Genomic DNA, 21029 nt, shown 5'->3' on the forward strand with positions numbered 1-21029 from the left:
GTCGCATTAGGGCAATGCTATATGTTTGCTCTTGGTCTGCTAAAAAATGTAATGCTGCTTGTAAAGAATTATACGATAGATTAGTCGAAAAAGGAAAAGCTAAAAAAATAGCTTTAATCGCTGTAGCAAACAAACTACTTAAACAAGCATTTGCTTTAGCATCAAAAAATGAATATTATTTACAAAATAATTAAAAATAAATTTGCTTTTAAACACAGTTCATTTCGACGCAGGAGAAATCTCCACAAGAAACTCCGCAACGAACGTCCTAGCTTTGTAGAGTTACTCACGAAGATTTCTCCTGCGTCGAAATGACAAGATTGTGATTAAGCTTTGCGTTTTTACATCTTTAGGAGGTTAATGCTGCTTTCTAAAAAGCTTAACTTAATGACATTGAGCTAAAACAGGAGGCAATACGGAAGTAAAATGAGAAATAGGCTTTCTTTATAGAATACCGTCTCGTGGCGAAAATTTATGAAATAATAATGCTCCATAAATGGATGAAAAGAATTGATTAAATTTGTAAAAAACAATAGTAATGAGTTATCCGGTTTTAGAAATTGCACATAAAATTATTGCACACACAGACGCTAGTCAAGGAGAGATTATTTCTAACTTAAAACTGCAAAAAATACTGTATTATATGCAAGGTTTTTTTATTGCTGTATATGATAAGAAATTATTTGAAGAAGAATTTGAAGCTTGGCAATATGGTCCAGTTGTGAGGGATATGTTTGACCATTTTAAAGATTTTGGTTCGGGTGCCATAACGCTAAACGAAGATGTGCAAATTATTGAATTGACTGAGGAAGAAAATGAATTGTTTAAGGAAGTAATGACGGAATTTGGACAATTTTCTGCTATAAAGTTGATGGAAATGACACATGCAGAGTTACCATGGAAGAAAATTTTTCATGAAAATCCTCAAGGAGAAATCTCTTATGACTTGTTGAGAGCGTATTTTAAAACTCAAATCATCGAGTAGATGGGTAAAATTAAAAAGAGAGATATTAAGGAAAGTAAAATTACAGTTCCTACTCAAAATAATACCGAATTAAACTATCCGATTTTTTGCTTCAAGTATTTGCAGACAGAGCCTAATAAAGATTATAAGTTCTATGCGGACTTTGTGGAGAGGTTAAAGAAACTATCTAATTTATCTTGGAGTCAGATAAATGTGGCTCAAAAACATGGCTTTGGAACTGAAAAAATACCTGTAGCACAAATAAAACCAGATTTACCTAAATTTGTTTCACCAGATGTAACAGATTTAATTGTTTTTAGAGCAAATGGGGATAATCGACCTTTTCTGGGTTTAAGAAAACAAAACGTTTTTCATATAATATTCTTGGAAGAGAAGTTTGGAGACATCTATAATCACTAATTAGCAATTGGTTAAATCGCATTTTAAGGCTGATTTATTTAAATATCTTACAAAATTGAGCTTATTTGTTAAGAAATCCTTTTTTGTTTCATAAAATGCATTATTTTTTTTGGTGCGGTAAAAATAATTTATACATTCGCAGAGAATTTATTGAAAAACACAAACAAAATGTCAAGCAACCGTTTTTATTTTAGCAACTCTTTTTATTTCTTCTTTAGTAGAAGTGAGGATTGTGCTATGGTTATTTGAGAAAATTTAAAAGACAAATAAAACTAATATACAATCCTGATGCAAATCAGGATTTTTTTTTGAGTATATGACAACAAAAATTGCAATACAAGGTATTAAAGGTTCATTTCATCATCAGGTAGTGAATGAGTATTTCTCTGAAAACGTGGATATTGACGAATGTTTATCATTTGAAGAATTAATTGACAGCGTACTTTCGGGAAAATCAGATCAGGCTGTAATGGCGATTGAAAACTCGATTGCGGGACCAATTATTCCGAATTATGCCTTGATAGATAAGAACAATTTGCACATAATTGGCGAGCATTATTTAAATATATCTCAGAATTTAATGGCATTAAAAGGCCAAAAAATGGAAGATATTACAGAGGTTCATTCGCACCCAATGGCGTTATTGCAATGTATGGATTTCTTAAAAAAATATCCAAATATTAAATTGGTAGAGGATAAAGATACTGCCGAAACGGCAAGAAGAATCCAAGAAAAACAATTAAAAGGGATTGCAGCAATTGCAAGTAAAACTGCTTCGGTAATGTATGATTTAGAAATTCTGGCACCAGAAATTCAAACTATCAAAAACAACATGACCCGTTTTGTGATTATCAAGAAAGAGAATTCGTTTTTGCCTACAACTGAGATCAATAGAGCGTCGATTAAATTTGAACTGAATCACAAAAGAGGAAGTCTGGCGGCAGTTTTAAACGTAATGAGCGATTGCAAACTGAATCTAACAAAGATTCAATCGTTACCAAAAATTGAGACACCTTGGAAATATTCATTTTTTGTAGATGTAACTTTTGAAGATTACGAAGATTATGCTAAAGCAAAAAGGTTAACAGAAATAATGGCTGAGTATTTTAAAGTTTTAGGAGAATATAAGAATACGAAACCATAAAACACGGAATTTTCAAATTCCAAATTCCAATCCTTCGGGACGCTCAGGATGGCAAAAAAATAAAATTAGGAAAGCATAAAGCTTACGGTTTAAAGCCTAAAGCAAAAACAAAAGAACCATGATAACAACAGCAAAAAGATTAGATGTCGTAGAGGAATACTACTTTTCTTCGAAGCTTAGAGAAGTAAGACAATTACAATCTGAAGGAAAGCCAATCATTAATATGGGAATTGGAAGTCCGGATTTAAACCCTTCAAAAGCGGTTGTCGAAGCAGTAGTTTCGGCAATGCAAGATGAAAATGCACATCAATATCAAAGTTATCAGGGGTTGCCAGAATTGAGAAAAGGAATGGCTGATTTTTATCAGGATAATTATGGTGTTGCTTTAAATCCTGTTAATGAGATTTTACCATTAATGGGTTCGAAAGAAGGAATTATGCATATTTCATTGGCTTTCCTAAATGAGGGAGATCATGTTTTAATTCCGAATCCAGGATATCCAACATATACTTCGGTTACAAATTTGGTTGGTGCAGTTCCTGTTTATTATGATTTGAAAGAGGATAATAACTGGGAACCCGATTTTGAAGCTTTAGAGAAATTAGATCTTTCGAAAGTAAAGATTATGTGGTTGGGTTATCCGCACATGCCAACTGGAGCTAGAGGAAGTTTGGAGTTATTTGAAAAATTGGTTGCTTTTGCTAAAAGACATAACATTTTATTGATTAATGATAATCCGTATAGTTTTGTCTTGAATGATAAACCAATGAGTTTATTACAGGTTGAAGGAGCAAAAGATGTAGCGTTAGAACTTAATTCATTGAGTAAAACCTTTAACATGGCAGGATGGAGAGTTGGAATGGTTTTAGGAAACGCTGCAACTATTGATGCTGTCTTGAAAGTGAAAAGTAATATGGACAGCGGGATGTTCTACGGAATCCAAAAAGGAGCAGTTGCAGCATTAAATTGTGATAAATCATGGTTTGAAGAGCAAAATGTAATTTACAGACGCCGTCGTGAATTAACCAATAAACTGGCTGAAAAGCTAGGTTGTAAAGTATATGCTGAGGGAGTTGGATTATTTGTTTGGGCAAAGTTACCAGAAGGTATAGCATCGGCAGAAGATTTTATCGACCAGATATTATATGAGAAACATATTTTTATTACGCCGGGAACTATTTTTGGTAGTAATGGAGAAGGATACATAAGGTTTGCACTTTGTGTAAAAGAAGAGAAAATACAAGAGGCAATAGAGAGATTTTAAATTGTCATTGCGAGGTACGAAGCAATCTCTGATGCTGAATTCAATTGCTAGTGTGATTGCTTCGTACCTCGCAATGACAAACGTCTTGAAAAAACGAAAAGTTTAGCCCTGATGGAAGCGGCATCCTTTTTCTTGCTTCTTTAGAAAGAAAAAGATACAGCGGACAGCAGGATTAGCTTTAAATAAAAAATAAAAATGAACATACACGTAATAGGAATAGGGTTAATAGGAGGTTCAATGGTTTTAGATATCAAAGAATTATATCCGGAGGCTACTATTTACGGAATCGATAATAATGAAGAGCACTTACAAGAAGCAATTGCGTTGGGTGTTATCGATAAAGCGTCGACTTTTGATGATTTGGTAACTGCCGATTTTGTAATTGTTTCGGTTCCTGTAGATGTTGCGCTTACTGTTTTGCCTAAAGTTCTGGATGTGATTGGTGAAAATACAATTGTTTTTGAAGTAGGTTCTACTAAAAAACCAATTTGTGAAGCGGTTGCAAATCATCCGAGAAGAAGAAACTTTATAGCAACTCATCCGATTGCGGGAACGGAATTCTCTGGACCTTCGGCGGCGATAAAAGGTCTTTTTAAAGGGAAAACGAATATAATTTGTGAGGTGGAAAAAACCACCTTTAAATTACAGGAAAAAGCTTTGCAACTTTTTACAGCAATCGGAATGCGTATACGATATATGGAACCAAAATCGCATGATAAACATATTGCTTATGTATCGCATCTATCTCATATAAGCTCATTTATGCTTGGTAAAACGGTAATAAATAAGGAGAAAGACGAACAGGATATTTTTGATATGGCGGGAAGTGGATTTGAAAGTACTGTACGTTTAGCAAAAAGTTCTCCAGCAATGTGGACGCCGATTTTTAAACAGAATAAAAAACAGGTAATCGAAACCCTGGAAGAATATATATCAAATCTTACCCAGTTTAAAGATTTGCTGGCTGCGGATGATTATAATGCCATTTATGAGGAAATGGAAAGCGTGAATAAAATAAAAGAAATCTTAAACGGAATAACAATAAAAAAATAAAAAAAAATGGAAAACAAGAAAGAAATGAGAAATTGGTTAAATGATTTCAATTTAACTCATCCGCTTGTAATTGCAGGACCTTGTAGTGCTGAAACTGAAGAACAAGTATTGAAAATTGCTCATGAATTAAAAGACTCTGACGTAAGTATATTCAGAGCTGGAATCTGGAAACCAAGAACGCGTCCGGGAGGATTTGAAGGTGTTGGAGAAATTGGTTTGAAATGGTTACAAAAAGCTAAAAAAGAAACTGGTTTATTAATGGGAACTGAAGTTGCGACTGCTGCTCATTGTAAATTGGCTTTGGAACATGATATTGATGTTTTATGGGTTGGTGCTCGTACTACAGCAAACCCGTTTGCAGTTCAGGAAATTGCAGATACTCTTAAAGGAACTGATAAAATCGTTTTGATTAAAAACCCTGTTAACCCAGATTTATCTTTGTGGTTAGGTGGTGTTGAACGTTTACATATGGCAGGAATCGAAAAACTAGGTGTAATACACAGAGGATTTTCGACTTACGAAAAAACTAAATACAGAAACATTCCAGAATGGCAGATTGCTATCGAATTACAAAATAAATTTCCTGATTTACCTTTAATCATTGATCCATCTCATATTACTGGAGATCGTAAAATGATTCTTGAAGTAACGCAAGAAGCTTTGGATTTAAATTATGATGGTATGATTATCGAAACTCATACTGATCCTGATAATGCATGGAGTGATGCTGCACAACAAGTTACACCAGATGCTTTGAAACAAATTTTTAAAGATTTGAGAGTAAGAAAGACTGATGACAAGACTGATGAATACAGCCAAAAAATGTCTAAATTAAGAGCTAATATCGATGTTCTTGATGCTAACTTGTTAGACTTATTAGGAAAACGTATGAAGGTTGCTGACGAAATTGGTCAGGTGAAAAAAGACGCAAACGTTGCTATTCTTCAAAACAATCGTTGGAACGAAATTCTTGGTAAAATGATCCTGGAAGGAGAGAAAAAAGGATTGTCGGAAGAATTTGTACTTAAAATGTTCAAAGCAATTCACCAAGAAAGTATTAGTCACCAAGAAAGAATTCTTAACGCATAATTCGTTTTAGATCATATAAGAGGTATAAGTTTGTATTAGGGTTTGTAAGCATTACCGTTAAATGTACTTATTGTTACTTAAATGGATAATATTTCTTGAGAATAGAATCTCCATCGCTTTTAATTAAGAGATGGGGATTTTTTAATTTATAGAGAATGTCAAAAATTTTGAACTTTAAACTTTAAACGAAAAACAATCATTTATCTTTGCAAAGATTTTGGTTTTGAAACTAAAAGCTAAAATCAGATATTTAAAATTAAAAAATGACAGGAACCGTTTACAAATCTACAGGAAGTTGGTACACCGTAAAATCTGAAAAAGGAGATTTTATAGAGTGTAGAATGAAAGGAAAGTTTAGGATTAAGGGTATTAAAAGTACTAATCCTATTGCTGTAGGAGATGTTGTGGATTATGAACTCGAAGAAAGTTCGGATACTGTAACAGGAACGATTCATAATATTCACGAAAGAAAAAATTATATCGTTCGTAAATCGGTGAATTTATCCCACCAGATGCATATTATTGCGTCTAATATTGATTGTGTTTTTTTATTGGTAACGATCAATAATCCTCCAACGACATTTAATTTTATTGACCGTTTCTTGGTTACAGCCGAAGCATATGGAATTGAAACAATATTGATTTTTAATAAAATCGATACTTTTGATGAAGCTACGCTCGACGAGCAATTGTATATGCAGTATGTATATGAGCAAATAGGATATAAATGTTTGCGTGTTTCATCGACAGAAGGAAAAGGTGTTGAGGAGTTAAAAGATATGATGATTGGTAAAGTAACGATGTTCTCGGGACACTCTGGAGTTGGTAAATCGACTCTTGTAAATGCAATGGAACCTAGTTTACATCTTAAAACCAAAATGATTTCGACAGCCAGTAAACAAGGACAACATACAACAACATTTGCAGAAATGTTTGATTTGTCTTTTGGTGCTCGTATTATTGATACGCCAGGAATTAAAGGTTTTGGTATTGTCGATATGGAGAAAGAGGAAGTTAGTGGTTATTTCCCTGAGTTTTTTAAATTAAAAGACCAGTGTAAATTTAACAACTGTTTACATAAAGACGAACCTCATTGTGCTATTAAAGCTGCTCTGGAAAGAGATGAGATTGCTTGGTCACGTTATAATAGTTATCTTAAAATCCTAGAAGGAGAAGACGAACATTACCGTACAGATATTCATAATGAAGATCGTGCAGCAAGCGATGAGACTAGGAAATAATTGTTAATTGTGGAATGGTTAATTATAATAGAGAATAAAAACAGTCTAAAGTTAAATGTCTTAAAGTAGATTTGTTTGACTTTAGACTTTAAAAACTTTAAGACCAAAATAAAAATTTCTACAAAATGAATTCACAATTAACCATTTATAATTCACAATTGCCTTGAGAGTAGTTCTTCAAAGAGTTTCTTCAGCCTCGGTAGTGGTTGATGGTGATAAAGTAGCTGATATCCAAAAAGGGCTACTTGTTTTTGTTGGTATTGAAGATGCCGATACACAGGAAGATATTGACTGGTTGGCTGGAAAAATAACCAAAATTAGAATTTTTGGTGATGAAAATGATGTAATGAACTGTTCTGTTCAGGATATTAAAGGCGAAATTATAGCCGTAAGCCAGTTTACACTTCATGCTGGAACGAAAAAAGGTAATCGTCCGTCTTACATAAAAGCTTCAAAGCCAGATGTTGCAATTCCGCTTTATGAAAGTTTTGTAGCAACGCTGGAAAAGGAATTTGGAAATAAAATACAGACAGGAATTTTTGGTGCTGATATGAAAATCAGTCTATTAAATGATGGTCCTGTAACAATAATAATTGATAGTAAAAATAGAGAGTAAAAAGAACGAACATTTGTTAAAGATTTCTAAAAATGATATATATTTGGCGAAATTACTTATAAAATGAAATCGATTTTCTGTTCTCTGTTTTTTATTTTGTTTACTTTTTCTTCAACTGCCCAAAAAGGAGAATATATTGCTGCAAGTATTTCTGATAGTCTTAAAGAAAATGCAGAAGCTGTTATTCGTTTAAATCAAATAGATATTGTAATTGCTTCACAAAGAAGTATGAAAACGAAGCATAAAAGAGTTATAACAGTATTTAATGAAAAAGGGTTAAGTGCAATTGATGCTACTGAATATTACGATAAATCGGTAACGGTTAAAAATATCGAAGCTACTGTTTTTGATGCCTTAGGCAAAGAAATAAAAAAAATAAAACGTAAAGATTTTCGAGATCAGAGTGTTATAAGTGGCGGGACATTGTTCTCTGAAAGTCGCTATATTTATTTAGATTATACTCCTGTTCAATATCCGTTTACTTTAGTATACGAAAGCGAAGTTGAAACTTCTACAACTGCTTTTATTCCGAAATGGTTACCTCTTGATAATTATTACACGAGTGTAGAAAAAAGTATCTTAAATGTAACGTATCCAAACAATTTAGGATTTAAGAAAAAAGAACTCCATTTCTCTGGATTTGATGTAAAAAAGACAAAAGATACCGATACGCAACTTTCTTATGTGGCAACTAATATTCTGGCTCAAAAAAGAGAAGATTATAGTCCTGCATTTAGCGATATTTTTCCTTGTGTTATGATGGGATTAGAGAGTTTTCATCTCGAAGGTGTAGATGGAAGTGCAACAACATGGGAAGCTTTTGGGAAATGGTATGCCGATAAAATTTTATTAGGTACAATAGATTTGTCTGATGAAACAAAAGCAAAAATTAAAGCCCTTGTTGGAACGGAAAAAGATCCTGTTAAAAAAGCTAAAATAGTATATGACTATGTACAGAAAAAATCAAGATATGTAAATATTGCGATTGGTATTGGTGGATGGAAACCGATGTTTGCAAATGATGTAGATAGATTAGGATATGGAGATTGTAAGGCATTAACTAATTATACAAAAGCACTTCTGGAAGCTGTTGGCGTTCCTTCTTATAATACAATTTTATATGGGAATATTTATAAAATGAATATAGACTCAGACTTTGTTTCTATGCAGGGAAATCACATGATATTATCTATTCCGAACGGAGATAAATATATTTGGCTTGAATGCACAAGTCAAGACGACCCTTTTGGGTATCAAGGTACTTTTACAGATGATAGAGATGTATTAATAATTAAACCAGAAGGAGGAGTAATTGTTAGAACAACTATTTATGATGATAAAAATAATACGCAGATAAGTAAAGGGAATTACGCTTTATCCGATGAAGGCAATTTATCTGGAGCAATAGCAATAGTTTCAGGAGGTTCTCAGTACAGTAAAAAAATGGGGGTTGAGAAGATGCCACCTACAGATAAAGAGGCGCATTATAAAGATTACTGGGATAATATTAATAATCTGAAAATAAATAAGAGCGTTTTTTCTAACGACAAAGAGAATGTAAAATTCACTGAAGATGTCCAAATAAACGCTTCTAATTATGGTGTTATTTCAGGAAGTAAAATGATGTTTGTGGTAGATGCTTTTAATCAATACACAGGAAGTATAAAGAGAATTAGAAATCGAAAAAGTCCATTAGAAATACAAAGAGGTTATTTTGATACTGATGAAATAGAAATTAATTTACCAGCAAGTTTTACAATCGAATTTTTACCAGCAAGTTTTGAACTGAAAGGTAAATTTGGAGAATATAAAACTGAGATAATTAAAAAGGAGAATAATAAGTTGCTCTACAAACGTTCCATGCTTCTAAATAAAGGAAAATATTCGGCTAAAGAATATGATGAGTATCGTCTTTTTATGGAGCAAATTAATAGAAATGATAATGCCAAAATTATACTAACCAAGAACTAAAACCAATGAAATTTAACCAACTAACAATCGTTTTATTTGTTGTGCTTTCCTTTTCAAAAATTGCAGCACAAGAATTTAAATTAGGGAAAGTATCCATTCCAGAATTACAGGAAAAAGTACATGCCAAAGATACTTCAGCTTCAGCTGCAATTTTATTCAGAAAAGGAACCTCTTATTTTGAATATGATCCGGTTGATGGTTTTGTAATTATAACAGAGGTTGAAAGCCGAATTAAAATTTATAAAAAAGAAGGTTACGAATGGGCGAATCAAGGCGTAAGGTATTACATAGGTGATTCTAATACAAAGGAAAGTGTTTCGTTTTCTGATGCAGTTACTTATAATCTTGTTGATGGAAAAATAGAGAAAACTAAACTTAAAAGTGATGGAACTTTTGATGAGAATTTTAATAAATATTATAATAAGAAAAAGATAACAATGCCTAATGTAAAAGAAGGTTCTGTTATTGAATTTAAATATAGAATAAAAGCTTTGACAATTGGTTCCATGAGGGATTGGTACTTTCAATCTTCTATTCCAGTTAACTATTCTGAATTTATAACCCGAATTCCAGAATATTTTGTTTACAATAATAAGCAAAAAGGGTATATCTTCCCTAAAGTTAATAAAGAAACAAGTACTAAGTATATTGTATTTAACAATAAAGAAAGATCAGGAGGAAGAAATTTAGGAACTACTTTTTCTCAGGATAAACTAGAATATCAAGAAGAGAAAACTACTTATACAGCAGAGAATTTGCCTGCGATGAAAGAAGAGGCGTATGTTAATAATATTAATAATTATACCTCATGTCTGGAGCTTGAATTGTCTATGACAAAATACCCTAATCAGCCGATGAAGTTGTTTTCAACTGATTGGAATTCAGTCGTAAAAACAATATATAATTATGAGAGCTTTGGCCCGGAATTAAATAAAACAGGATATTTTGAAGATGATTTAAAAACATTACTTGCAGGCGTAGATGTGCAAGATGATAGAATTAATCTAATATTAAATTTCGTAAAAGCAAGAGTTAAATGGAATGGTTATACTGATTATGGATGTGATAACGGGGTAAAAAAAGCTTATAAAGAAAAAACTGGGAATGTGGCTGATATAAATCTTATGTTAACAGCGATGTTGAGGCATTCAGGATTAACAGCAAATCCTGTTTTAGTAAGTACACGTTCTAACGGAATCTCAATATTTCCTAATAGAACTGCTTTTAATTATGTAATTGCGGCTGTTGAAACTCCTAATGGAATTATTTTACTAGATGCTTCAGATAAGTATTCAACCCCAAATATTTTACCATTTAGAGCTTTAAACTGGATGGGTAGATTAATACGTAAAGATGGGACTTCTGAGGAGATTGATTTAATGCCTAAAATAGTATCTGCCAACAATGTGTCTATGATTTATAATGTAGATGCTAGTGGGAATGTGAGTGGAAAAACTAGAAAGCAGTATACAAATTACAATGCCATGATGTTTAGGGATAATATTGGTGATGTGAAAGAAGATGCATATCTTGAAAAATTAGAAAATGATAATAATAAAATTGAGATAAGCGAGTATTCCAGAACAAATGAAAAAGATTTATTATTGCCTGTAATCGAGACCTTTTCGTTTTCGGGTAATAACCTTTGCGAAATAATTGGTGATAAAATTTATATAGATCCAATGTTGTTTCTTACCGATAAGAAGAATCCTTTTACACAAGAGAATCGTGAATATCCTGTAGATTATGGTTTTCCATCTTCTGATAAGTATAGTATTAATATCACTATTCCAGATGGGTTTGCAGTTGAAACTTTGCCAGCTTCGGGAGGATTTGCTATGGAAAATGATTTAGGTTTATTTAAGTTTATTAGTTCTGTAAATGGAAACATTTTACAAGTTGTAATAACACACCAGATAAATGAGCCAGTAATACTACCAGATGATTACTCAGTGTTAAAAGAGTATTACAAAGGGATGATTGCTAAAGAGAATGAAAAAATAGTTTTAAAAAGAATATAAAATGGATTTAAAAAATGCCCAACTAGATGTCGATACCTGGATAAAAGAACATGGAGTTCGTTATTTTAATGAATTGACTAATATGGCACAACTTACAGAAGAAGTAGGGGAAGTTGCCAGAATTATTGCGCGTCGTTATGGAGAGCAATCAGAGAAAGAAAGCGATAAGAATAAAGACCTTGGCGAAGAATTAGCCGATGTAGTTTTTGTGGTTTTATGCTTGGCAAATCAAACAGGAATTGATTTGCAGTCTGCATTTGATAAAAAAATGGATTTGAAATCTGTTCGAGATAAAGACCGTCATAAAAACAACGATAAACTAAAATAATGTGATAAGTTAGGGTAAAGCTTTGGAGTATCCTTTTTTTAAAATAAATTTGCAAAAACGCACAAAACAATTACCCTATAATGAATTTACTATTAAAAACATCTCAAGCTAATTTACAAGGACAAATTGCAGTAACTGGCTCAAAAAGCGAAACCAATCGATTATTATTATTGCAAGCATTGTTTCCGAATATTACTTTGGCAAACACATCAAACTCTGATGATAGCGAAGTAATGCAAAAAGCATTAGTTGGTAATGAAGAAATAGTAGATATTCATCATGCAGGAACAGCAATGCGTTTTTTAACAGCCTATTTTGCAGTTAAGGAAGGTAGAGAAGTTGTAATGACGGGTTCTAGCAGAATGCAAGAGCGTCCGATTAAAATTTTGGTAGAAGCTTTAGCTCAGTTAGGGGTAGAGATTTCATATTTAAAAGAAGAAGGATATCCGCCAATTCGCATTAAAGGGAAAAAAATTACAGCTTCAAAAGTTACTTTGGCAGCCAATGTAAGTAGCCAGTATATTTCGGCATTATTACTTGTAGCTTCTAAATTAGAAAATGGTTTAGAGTTAACATTAGAAGGAGAAATTACTTCTATTCCATATATTAAGATGACATTGGCTTTGCTTAATGATTTAGAAATTCAAACTAGCTTTGAAGGAAACGTAATCAAAGTATATCCAAAAGCTGAGGTGGTTGCAAAAGAAATGGTTGTAGAGTCTGATTGGAGTTCGGCTTCTTATTTTTTTAGTTTAGCAGCACTTGCAGATACAGCTTCGATAACACTTAGTAGTTACAAAGAAAATAGCCTACAAGGAGATTCAGCTTTAATATCACTTTATGAGAAAATGGGTGTTGAGACTACATTTCAGGGAAATAAAATGACTTTGGTTAAGCAGCCAAATTTTAAATTTGAAACGGTAAATTTTGATCTGAACAACACTCCCGACATTGCACAAACTATTGTAGTTACTTGTCTTGGTTTAGGAATAGGTTGTCATTTAACAGGTTTGCACACTCTAAAAATTAAAGAAACAGATAGATTGGAAGCTTTAAGGATTGAGTTAACTAAATTAGGAGCTAATATTTCGGTTACTAATGATAGTTTAACGCTTGTTGCTACAAATGAAATAAATTCTAATGTAAAAATTGCTACTTATAATGATCACCGTATGGCAATGGCATTTGCTCCATTGGCATTAAAAGTGCCAATAATAATCGAAGATGCAGGAGTAGTTTCTAAATCTTATCCGGATTTTTGGAAAGATTTAACAAATTTAGGTTTTGAGACAACAGAAATAGGTGCATAATAATCAATGTTTACGGCTAAAATCAGGAATAAATTTTGAAGTTTGCAATTTTCTAACTAAATAAAAGCCAAAACACTTGACAACGCCTATCTCACAATCGTATATTTGCACTCTAAATAAATAGACTACATGAAATTATCTCATTTTCAATTTAATTTACCAAAAGAACTTTTAGCTGAATTCCCTGCTGAAAACAGAGATGAGTCTCGTTTGATGGTAATTGATCGTAAAAAACAAACTATAGAGCACAAAATGTTCAAAGATGTAATCAATTACTTTGATGATGGTGATGTTCTTATATTAAATAACACTAAAGTTTTCCCTGCTCGTTTGTATGGAAACAAAGAAAAAACTGGAGCAAGAATTGAAGTTTTCTTATTAAGAGAACTAAATTCAGAGCAACGTCTTTGGGATGTTTTGGTAGATCCAGCTCGTAAAATCCGTATCGGAAATAAGTTATATTTTGGTGATGACGATTCGTTAGTTGCTGAGGTTATCGACAATACTACTTCTCGTGGTAGAACATTGCGTTTTCTTTATGATGGTTCTTACGAAGAATTCAGAAATAAACTAACAGAACTTGGAGAAACTCCAATTCCTAAATATATCAGCAGAGAGGTAACTCCAGAAGATGCTGAAAGATACCAAACGATTTATGCTAAAGAAGAAGGAGCTGTTGCAGCACCAACTGCTGGATTGCATTTCTCGAAACACCTTTTGAAAAAATTGGAAATTAAAGGAGTAAACTTTGCAGAAGTTACACTTCACGTAGGTTTAGGAACTTTTAATCCAGTTGAGGTTGAAGATTTATCAAAACACAAAATGGATTCAGAAGAGTTAATTATTACTGAAGAAGCTTGTGAAATTGTAAATCATGCAAAACAAAACAAGAAACGTATCTGTGCTGTAGGAACAACTTCAATGCGTGCTATTGAAAGTTCAGTTTCATCACAAAATACATTAAATCCTTTTGAAGGTTGGACGAATAAATTTATTTTCCCTCCTCATGATTTTAGTATTGCAAACTGTATGATTACAAACTTCCATACGCCAAAATCAACATTGTTAATGATGATTTCTGCATTCTGTGGACATGATTTAATGAAAAGAGCATATGAAGAAGCTATAAAAGAAGGATACAAATTCTACTCTTATGGTGATGCAATGCTTATCATCTAAGAAATATAAAATAAGGTTAATTCAAAAATCTCGCTAGTAATAGCGAGATTTTTTTTTGAAATCTAGTTAACCTGATAGACTAGTTTTACGGTAATATTAGCAGTTTTGTTTTTAGAGGTTGTATTAAATGATCCTCCATAAGAAAAGTCTTCAGATGAATTTTGCCCAGTAATTTGGAAAACTCCCATGTCTGATTTTTTTAATTTTCCTAAAGAAGCATCAGCATTTTCAGCAATGCTTTTGGCTCTGGAACTAGCATCTTTAGTTGCCTCAGCAATCATTTTTATTTTAAGTTCAGCTAGTTTGGTATAATAATACTCAGGAGGATTAGAATAGAATTCGACTCCAGAATTTATTAATTCACTAGATTGTCTGGAAATTTCCTCAATTTTATTTACTTCTTTAGATTGAATAGTTACACTTTGGGTTAATGTAAATCCCGTAAAAACTTGTTGTTTTGGTGTTCCATTTTCATTGTATGAAGTATCAAAATCTTTATTGAAGTTTACTGCAGAGAAAACCATTTCTGAGGCTTTGATTCCTTTGCTAGCCAAGTAGTTTTTTATTTTCTCTCTATCGCTGTCTAATGATGCATAAGCTTCTTTTAGCGTAAGACTCTTTTTAGAGAATGAACCACTCCAGACAATTAAATCCGAGACAAAATCTTTTTTCCCCAGACCAGTAACACTAATAGTATCATTGCTTTTATTTCTATTTTGGAATGCATTAGAAAACAAATAGGCAGAGATAATTACTGCTAAAGAAATAATAATAACATTTAAATTGTTTTTGAACATGGCATATAATTTTAAATTCAATCAAATATATCGAATTAATTGTGTTCATTTTTAACACAGGCTTATATTTTTCTCCTTTTGTCTTCGTTGTTTTTTTTCTACATTTACCAAACAAAATTCAAACAATGACTTTCGAAAACACACGTGAATTTGCACAAAAACTTGATTCACAAGATATATTGCATAAATACCAAGACGAATTTATTTTTCCTGAAGTAAATAATAAAAAGGTTATTTATTTTACAGGAAACTCTTTGGGATTACAGCCAAAGCGTACAAAATCCTATGTTGATGAAGTAATGGCAGATTGGGCAAATCTTGCTGTTGAAGGGCATTTTTATGCCGAAAAACCTTGGTGGGATTATCAGGAACGTTTTGCCAAACCACTTAGTAAAATTGTAGGTGCTTTGCCAAGCGAAGTTACTGTGATGAATACATTAACGGTTAACCTTCATTTATTGATGGTATCTTTTTACAGGCCAACTGCAACCAGATATAAAATTATTTGTGAGGAAAAAGCATTTCCTTCAGATCAGTATATGTTTCAGAGTCAAGTACATTTTCATGGTTATAAAACAGAAGATGCTATTGTAGAGATCAAGCGTCGCGAAGGAGAACACAATATTCGACTAGAAGATGTTTTGGCCAAAATTGAAGAAGTTGGAGATCAATTGGCTTTAGTCTTAATTGGTGGAGTGAATTATTATACAGGACAAGTTTTTGATATGAAAACCATTACTGCGGCTGGACAAAAAGCAGGAGCCAAAGTAGGTTGGGATTTAGCGCATGCAGCAGGAAATATAAAACTAGAATTGCACGATTGGAATGTCGATTTTGCTGCTTGGTGTAGTTATAAATACATGAACTCAGGACCAGGAAATGCATCTGGTTGTTTTGTACATGAAAAGCATCATAACAATCTCGATTTACCTCGTTTTGCTGGTTGGTGGGGACATAATAAGGAACGCCGTTTTAAGATGGAACCCAATTTTGACCCAGTTCATGGAGCAGATGGTTGGCAAATAAGTAATTTACCTGTGCTTTCTTTAGCACCATACTTAGCATCGGTAGAAATGTTTGATGAAGTAGGAATGGATGCTTTAATTGCAAAAAGAGATAAAATAACAGCTTATCTGGAGTTTATCTTACATGAAATAGATAAAGAAGTAAAAGGTAATTTTGAAGTTATTACTCCAGCTGATCCTAAGGAAAGAGCATCACAGTTGTCAGTGTTTTTGCATGGAGAAGGACGTAGCTTATTTGATTATTTAATGAAAAATGGAGTTATTACAGATTGGCGCGAACCTAATGTTATTCGTTTAGCTCCAGTTCCTTTGTATTGTTCTTTTGAAGATATGTTTGAGTTTGGACAAATTTTAAAAAGAGGAATTTTAGAATAGTCTAAACGTAAATAAATAAAATATTTTAAAGTCAGCTAATTCAGATTGTTATGAATTGGCTGACTTTTTTGCGTAGTTTAATTTTGTAACGATCTCTTAAAATTATGTAATTCCAGACAAAAGTTTAGGCTTTACTTTGTTATGTTATAAATACCTAAAATTTACAATCATGAAAACATTATATTTAGTATTATTTTCTTTTGCGATTATCTCGTGTCAGAATCAAGGGAAAATAGATATTCAAAAAGCCAAGCAAGCGAGTATTGACTCTATGAAAGTTGAAATTAATAAACAAAAAGTTATTGATTCAATGAAAACAGAGATGGCAAAAGTTCAAGAAGAAAAAGAGCAAGTTCAAGCCCAGGCAGAATTAGCACCTCAAAAAGTGGTTGTTGTAAATCAGCAAGCGCCAGCTGCTGCCGCACCAAAGAAAAAAGGATGGAGTTCGACCGCAAAAGGAGCTGTAATTGGGGCTGGAGTTGGAGCAGTTACAGGAGCAATTATCAGTAAGAAAAAAGGCGAAGGAGCAATAATAGGAGGATTAGCAGGTGCTGGTGTTGGTGCAGGAACTGGAGCAATTATAGATGGAAAAAAGAAAAAAGAATAGAGTAGACCGCTATTCTTCGAATAAATGTTAGTTATATTCAAATTAGAAAAACCACCTCAAATTAATTTTAGAGGTGGTTTTTTGCATAATAAAGAAATGTGGTATTATTGTCTTATGATGGAATAGCTATAGCAATAAGCTTAGTTCTATAATCATTAAATTGATTTTGAATTTCTACTTTATCATTCTTAAAATAAGAAGAAGCTGCAAGCAGATTTTCGTAATATGCAATTCCGCTTAAAAGATTGTCTCTAAAAGCTTGTAATTTTTTAGTTTGTGCAGCTGTTATTTCTGCCGAAATATTCTCAATATCTTTCTTAAAATAATCCAGATACATCTTTAATTCTTTTACGAATAAATTCGGACGATTTTTAACGCGTATAACCGACTTGTTTCCGTAAATGTGCTGTACCATATCGTTCAGAGATACTTCTTGATCAAAATAGGCCATATTTGGACCAGGGCATATAACAACACCTTGTGCTTGTCCTTTTATTTTAATATCGTTCTCTATATAAGATGCATTTGCGAGTCCTACACATAAACATGATTTTTCGGTAATAGCAGCTTTTGATCTTTCAAAAGATTCTGGCGAAATAGTATCTTTTATAGTTTCTAATTCGGCTAATTTTAAATCTTGGTATTTTTTTGAAGCCGAACAAGTTCCTTTGGGATCATATTCTTTGCTTAACGCCAAAAATTTCTTCGGGCAAGAACTTCCTGCTTTATTATCGTGAATACGTTTTTGTTTCAGGATTTCGTTAGAGGTTCCTCTTAAGGTATTAAACGGTACGCCTAAAGGAGAAATATGACTTAAATATAAATCCTCTTCTTGAGCTTTCATTAATAAGTTACGAGTAGGCTGATCTACAGATGTCGCTTCTGGAACTAGTAAAAAAGGAGTTCCCCAACCTACAGAATCTACACTGTAGTTATCTAATAAAAACTCGTGTTCTTCGGCAGTTCCTACACCACCTTGTATGGTAATTTTAAGAGGTAAAGGATTTTCGGGAACTAGAAATTGTTTTTGCTGTAACGCTTTTACCATTAAATCATGAGCAGATTGAATCAATTGATCTTTTTTCTGCTTAAATTCTTCTAAGATAGGACCTAATAATAAACCTTCGGTAGCAAATGCATGTCCGCCACAGTTTAATCCTGATTCAATACGATACTCAGATACCCAAAGTCCCTTTTTTGCTAAAAAGTTACCTTGAATCATGGCAGATCTAAAATCACTTACTTTTAGTATAATTTTCTTTTTAAGCTCATTATTACTGTTTGGAAAAAAGTCTGGAAAATTCTCAAAGTAACTATATAGTCTAGGATTCATTCCGGCAGAAAGAACTAAAGAAGATTCTAGATTACTGTTTGCAAAACCTCGAAGAGCTGCATGAGCATCATTAAATTCAATAGGTAATTGTTCGTCTTTGATAAAGTTATCTTTATCAAGTTTTGTCATAATATTTACATCAATTGCTCCTGCAGAAAGATGTGATTCGATATAATTTTGGATGTTTTCTTTAAACGAAATACCATCTTCCATTAAGTTTAAAAAACCTTTTTTTATCTCAGAACTATTAGGCAGCATCGAGATATAGTTTTCCAGTGCTTGTTTGCTCTCAGATAATTCGGTTTTAAAATTTTCAAATTTTTGTTTTACGATTTTATCTACTAAGTTTAAGTAGGTTGTAATACGTTTGGCTCTGTAATCGTGAATTTTTTGGCTTATTTCCTGATAAGAAGAATTGAATTTTTCAGAATAAAAAGCGGTCATCTTTTCAATTAACTCATCATCTGCAATCGAGATTACCGATGAAATACCATATTTAGCTACTCGAATCGGGCTGTCAATAGTATAAGCGAGTCCCATTACAGGGATATGAAAAGAGTGTATGGGGTTTTTTGTCATTTGAGATTATTATAAAATTTAATAAATGACAAATGTTGTAAAATCATTCTATAAAAAAACTGATATATATCATGTTTATAGCGGATTAAGTTTGTTTTTTGGTGTGGTTAAATTAAAATTTTCTTAAAAGATTCAGCTATACTTCTCCATAAAAAATTATAAAAAGACTTTTCCTGAATTCGTTCTAATTCTATTTCAGTTTTTTTAGCTTCATTATCAGAGTCTTTTTTAAGGATTAAATTAGCTAAAGAAGTTTTTAATTTTGCCTCTTTTTCAGGATCTTTCTTTTTGTATAAAGTAACTTTTAAGTCCTTGTATTTTAAGCTTGCATTTCCTGTAGCCTTTTTGTCGTTTCCAGTAATATCAAAATGGTAATCATCAAAAGTTCCTTTAAACGAAGTATTAGTATATGGTTTTGTGAAAGCATACATGGCCTGAACATCAAATTTGGCAATACTCCCTTTTATACGGAAACCATCGTTTTTGTCTAGTACATTTAATGTCCAATGCACTTTTAAAGGAGAGTTTTTCATAAAAAAGCAATTGATTTTAATATCTAAATCAGGTGCTTTTTTTAATCCAAAACCACTTTGCAGATTTGTAGCGTTTAAGTTAAAACGACTGAAAGTTAATATTGCAGGTCCTTTCTGGAAATTGATTTCTTCTTCATATACTAATTTTGAATTTCGGATAGAAAGGGTGTCAATTTTTAGTGGAAACGGAATCTTTCGGAGTAATGCATTATACAATGGTTTTTTACTTAAATCATCTGCGGGTATTTTATTTCGATAGATATTTGCATCTAAATCATCAAAAATAATAGAATTTGCATTAAAGAAAAACACATCATTTTTAAATCCCCAATTCATCGAATTGATATTTATATCAGTTGCCTTTATGGTAAAAAGATCTTTTTCTTTAGCTAATTTTTGTACAAATTGATGGCGAGAATATAAAGGTATGTAACTGAAGTTTTTTACTTTTAAAGAATGATTATTAGTTGTTATTTGCGAAGCATTAATGGTGTAAAACTGGTTTGGCTTGTAATATATACTATCACAATTTAGAGCGTATTTTTGATATGAAAAAGGGATTTTCTGTTTAAGAATTTCATCATTAATAACAATTCCTTCTAATACAATAGCGATATTTCGAGTGTATAAAATAGGCTTATTTGTTTTGGTAGACATGATGTCTAAACTTGCTTCGTTGAGATAAATATTAGAAACAACAATAATTTTCTGGAAAGGTTCAATTACTTGTGTACGAATACTATTGCTGTTGTCAATTGCATTTTCATCTTTTTTATACAAGATTACTCGCGCATGATCTATGGTGATGCTTTTTGCACGTAACACATCATTAAAGACAAGATTCCAGATGCTGAAATCATTTATGGCAACTGTTTTTATTTTAGAATAAATCCCAATTTTAGTAGTATCGTTTTTTGGTGCATTTTTAGGATTAATAACAATATTGGATGCATAAATATCTGCTGCCCAAAGATCGATTTTTATTGTTTCGTATGTAATTTGATACGGCGTTTTATTATTGTCCTGAATGATTTTTGGGAGTTGTTTTTTTACCCAAAAATTTAGCCCAGTATTTATTAAAAACAAGAGGGCTAAAAACGAAATGATTCCTATGATTATTTTTTTATTTAAAGACATTTAGTGCATATTTTATTTTAAATATATAAATTTAAAGACTTAA

At 32.2% G+C, this 21029-nt stretch carries 18 protein-coding genes and 1 pseudogene; 16 read left to right on the forward strand and 3 right to left on the reverse strand.

The window, feature by feature from the left end; genetic code table 11:
• The 14 genes and pseudogenes from B8T70_RS15620 to queA all read left to right on the forward strand — a co-directional run.
• Positions 1 to 194: pseudogene (locus B8T70_RS15620) on the forward strand (IS110 family transposase); the annotation flags it as partial.
• A 344-nt stretch (positions 195 to 538) separates the two neighbouring features.
• Complete coding sequence (locus tag B8T70_RS15625) at positions 539 to 985, forward strand: Panacea domain-containing protein (protein ID WP_086895431.1); 447 nt, start codon at positions 539 to 541, stop codon at positions 983 to 985.
• Positions 986 to 1384 carry a hypothetical protein gene (locus B8T70_RS15630; RefSeq protein ID WP_242667496.1) on the forward strand — a complete coding sequence of 133 codons (399 nt, stop codon included), beginning with the start codon at positions 986 to 988 and terminating at the stop codon, positions 1382 to 1384. It abuts the gene before it with no gap.
• 316 nt (positions 1385 to 1700) lie between these two features.
• Positions 1701 to 2528 (forward strand): prephenate dehydratase, encoded by an 828-nt coding sequence (locus B8T70_RS15635; protein ID WP_086895432.1) that lies wholly within the window; start codon positions 1701 to 1703, stop codon positions 2526 to 2528.
• A gap of 118 nt (positions 2529 to 2646) precedes the next feature.
• Positions 2647 to 3792: a pyridoxal phosphate-dependent aminotransferase gene (locus B8T70_RS15640; protein WP_086895433.1), complete on the forward strand. Its 1146-nt coding sequence runs from the start codon at positions 2647 to 2649 to the stop codon at positions 3790 to 3792.
• A gap of 195 nt (positions 3793 to 3987) precedes the next feature.
• Positions 3988 to 4845, forward strand: a complete 858-nt coding sequence (locus tag B8T70_RS15645; RefSeq protein WP_086895434.1) for a prephenate dehydrogenase — start codon at positions 3988 to 3990, stop codon at positions 4843 to 4845.
• Positions 4846 to 4851: 6 nt separating this feature from the next.
• Complete coding sequence (locus B8T70_RS15650; RefSeq protein WP_039112909.1) at positions 4852 to 5934, forward strand: bifunctional 3-deoxy-7-phosphoheptulonate synthase/chorismate mutase type II; 1083 nt, start codon at positions 4852 to 4854, stop codon at positions 5932 to 5934.
• Positions 5935 to 6197: 263 nt separating this feature from the next.
• On the forward strand, positions 6198 to 7175 hold the full coding sequence (gene rsgA / locus B8T70_RS15655; RefSeq protein WP_039112910.1) for a ribosome small subunit-dependent GTPase A: 978 nt from the start codon (positions 6198 to 6200) through the stop codon (positions 7173 to 7175).
• 163 nt (positions 7176 to 7338) lie between these two features.
• Entirely contained in the window at positions 7339 to 7791 is a 453-nt protein-coding gene (dtd, locus tag B8T70_RS15660) for a D-aminoacyl-tRNA deacylase (protein ID WP_086895435.1), read from the forward strand.
• A 63-nt stretch (positions 7792 to 7854) separates the two neighbouring features.
• Positions 7855 to 9762, forward strand: a complete 1908-nt coding sequence (locus B8T70_RS15665) for a DUF3857 domain-containing protein (protein ID WP_086895436.1) — start codon at positions 7855 to 7857, stop codon at positions 9760 to 9762.
• Between the two features lie 5 nt (positions 9763 to 9767).
• Complete coding sequence (locus B8T70_RS15670) at positions 9768 to 11783, forward strand: DUF3857 domain-containing protein (RefSeq protein ID WP_086895437.1); 2016 nt, start codon at positions 9768 to 9770, stop codon at positions 11781 to 11783.
• Position 11784: 1 nt separating this feature from the next.
• Complete coding sequence (locus B8T70_RS15675) at positions 11785 to 12111, forward strand: nucleotide pyrophosphohydrolase (RefSeq protein WP_039112916.1); 327 nt, start codon at positions 11785 to 11787, stop codon at positions 12109 to 12111.
• 80 nt (positions 12112 to 12191) lie between these two features.
• A complete protein-coding gene (aroA, locus tag B8T70_RS15680; protein WP_086895438.1) occupies positions 12192 to 13421 on the forward strand; it encodes a 3-phosphoshikimate 1-carboxyvinyltransferase in 1230 nt (409 codons plus the stop codon).
• 129 nt (positions 13422 to 13550) lie between these two features.
• Positions 13551 to 14600, forward strand: a complete 1050-nt coding sequence (gene queA, locus B8T70_RS15685) for a tRNA preQ1(34) S-adenosylmethionine ribosyltransferase-isomerase QueA (protein WP_039112918.1) — start codon at positions 13551 to 13553, stop codon at positions 14598 to 14600.
• A gap of 62 nt (positions 14601 to 14662) precedes the next feature.
• On the opposite strand, the gene B8T70_RS15690 is transcribed toward queA, so the two are convergent.
• Positions 14663 to 15397: an SIMPL domain-containing protein gene (locus tag B8T70_RS15690; RefSeq protein WP_039117854.1), complete on the reverse strand. Its 735-nt coding sequence runs from the start codon at positions 15395 to 15397 to the stop codon at positions 14663 to 14665.
• Between the two features lie 125 nt (positions 15398 to 15522).
• Here B8T70_RS15690 and kynU point away from each other — a divergent pair, with 125 nt between their 5' ends.
• On the forward strand, positions 15523 to 16797 hold the full coding sequence (gene kynU / locus B8T70_RS15695) for a kynureninase (protein WP_086895439.1): 1275 nt from the start codon (positions 15523 to 15525) through the stop codon (positions 16795 to 16797).
• 169 nt (positions 16798 to 16966) lie between these two features.
• Complete coding sequence (locus B8T70_RS15700; protein ID WP_039112921.1) at positions 16967 to 17404, forward strand: glycine zipper family protein; 438 nt, start codon at positions 16967 to 16969, stop codon at positions 17402 to 17404.
• Between the two features lie 112 nt (positions 17405 to 17516).
• Here B8T70_RS15700 and B8T70_RS15705 read toward each other — a convergent pair whose 3' ends face one another.
• Together B8T70_RS15705 and B8T70_RS15710 are read right to left on the reverse strand one after the other, a co-directional pair.
• Positions 17517 to 19316: a hypothetical protein gene (locus B8T70_RS15705; RefSeq protein ID WP_086895440.1), complete on the reverse strand. Its 1800-nt coding sequence runs from the start codon at positions 19314 to 19316 to the stop codon at positions 17517 to 17519.
• Positions 19317 to 19423: 107 nt separating this feature from the next.
• Positions 19424 to 20986, reverse strand: a complete 1563-nt coding sequence (locus B8T70_RS15710; protein ID WP_086895441.1) for a hypothetical protein — start codon at positions 20984 to 20986, stop codon at positions 19424 to 19426.
• Positions 20987 to 21029: the final 43 nt, after the last annotated feature.

The organism is Flavobacterium sp. AJR (assembly GCF_002156885.1).
Classification (GTDB): domain Bacteria; phylum Bacteroidota; class Bacteroidia; order Flavobacteriales; family Flavobacteriaceae; genus Flavobacterium.

What these genes read in the sequence shown, in the direction of transcription:
- B8T70_RS15710 (WP_086895441.1), bottom strand. Translation starts at nt 20,986, where the DNA reads ATGTCTTTAAATAAAAAAATAATCATAGGAATCATTTCGTTTTTAGCC.
- B8T70_RS15665 (WP_086895436.1), top strand. Translation starts at nt 7,855, where the DNA reads ATGAAATCGATTTTCTGTTCTCTGTTTTTTATTTTGTTTACTTTTTCT.
- B8T70_RS15635 (WP_086895432.1), top strand. Translation starts at nt 1,701, where the DNA reads ATGACAACAAAAATTGCAATACAAGGTATTAAAGGTTCATTTCATCAT.
- B8T70_RS15645 (WP_086895434.1), top strand. Translation starts at nt 3,988, where the DNA reads ATGAACATACACGTAATAGGAATAGGGTTAATAGGAGGTTCAATGGTT.
- aroA (WP_086895438.1), top strand. Translation starts at nt 12,192, where the DNA reads ATGAATTTACTATTAAAAACATCTCAAGCTAATTTACAAGGACAAATT.
- B8T70_RS15625 (WP_086895431.1), top strand. Translation starts at nt 539, where the DNA reads ATGAGTTATCCGGTTTTAGAAATTGCACATAAAATTATTGCACACACA.
- B8T70_RS15705 (WP_086895440.1), bottom strand. Translation starts at nt 19,316, where the DNA reads ATGACAAAAAACCCCATACACTCTTTTCATATCCCTGTAATGGGACTC.
- B8T70_RS15640 (WP_086895433.1), top strand. Translation starts at nt 2,647, where the DNA reads ATGATAACAACAGCAAAAAGATTAGATGTCGTAGAGGAATACTACTTT.
- B8T70_RS15700 (WP_039112921.1), top strand. Translation starts at nt 16,967, where the DNA reads ATGAAAACATTATATTTAGTATTATTTTCTTTTGCGATTATCTCGTGT.
- B8T70_RS15650 (WP_039112909.1), top strand. Translation starts at nt 4,852, where the DNA reads ATGGAAAACAAGAAAGAAATGAGAAATTGGTTAAATGATTTCAATTTA.
- kynU (WP_086895439.1), top strand. Translation starts at nt 15,523, where the DNA reads ATGACTTTCGAAAACACACGTGAATTTGCACAAAAACTTGATTCACAA.
- B8T70_RS15670 (WP_086895437.1), top strand. Translation starts at nt 9,768, where the DNA reads ATGAAATTTAACCAACTAACAATCGTTTTATTTGTTGTGCTTTCCTTT.
- B8T70_RS15630 (WP_242667496.1), top strand. Translation starts at nt 986, where the DNA reads ATGGGTAAAATTAAAAAGAGAGATATTAAGGAAAGTAAAATTACAGTT.
- queA (WP_039112918.1), top strand. Translation starts at nt 13,551, where the DNA reads ATGAAATTATCTCATTTTCAATTTAATTTACCAAAAGAACTTTTAGCT.
- B8T70_RS15675 (WP_039112916.1), top strand. Translation starts at nt 11,785, where the DNA reads ATGGATTTAAAAAATGCCCAACTAGATGTCGATACCTGGATAAAAGAA.
- B8T70_RS15690 (WP_039117854.1), bottom strand. Translation starts at nt 15,397, where the DNA reads ATGTTCAAAAACAATTTAAATGTTATTATTATTTCTTTAGCAGTAATT.
- rsgA (WP_039112910.1), top strand. Translation starts at nt 6,198, where the DNA reads ATGACAGGAACCGTTTACAAATCTACAGGAAGTTGGTACACCGTAAAA.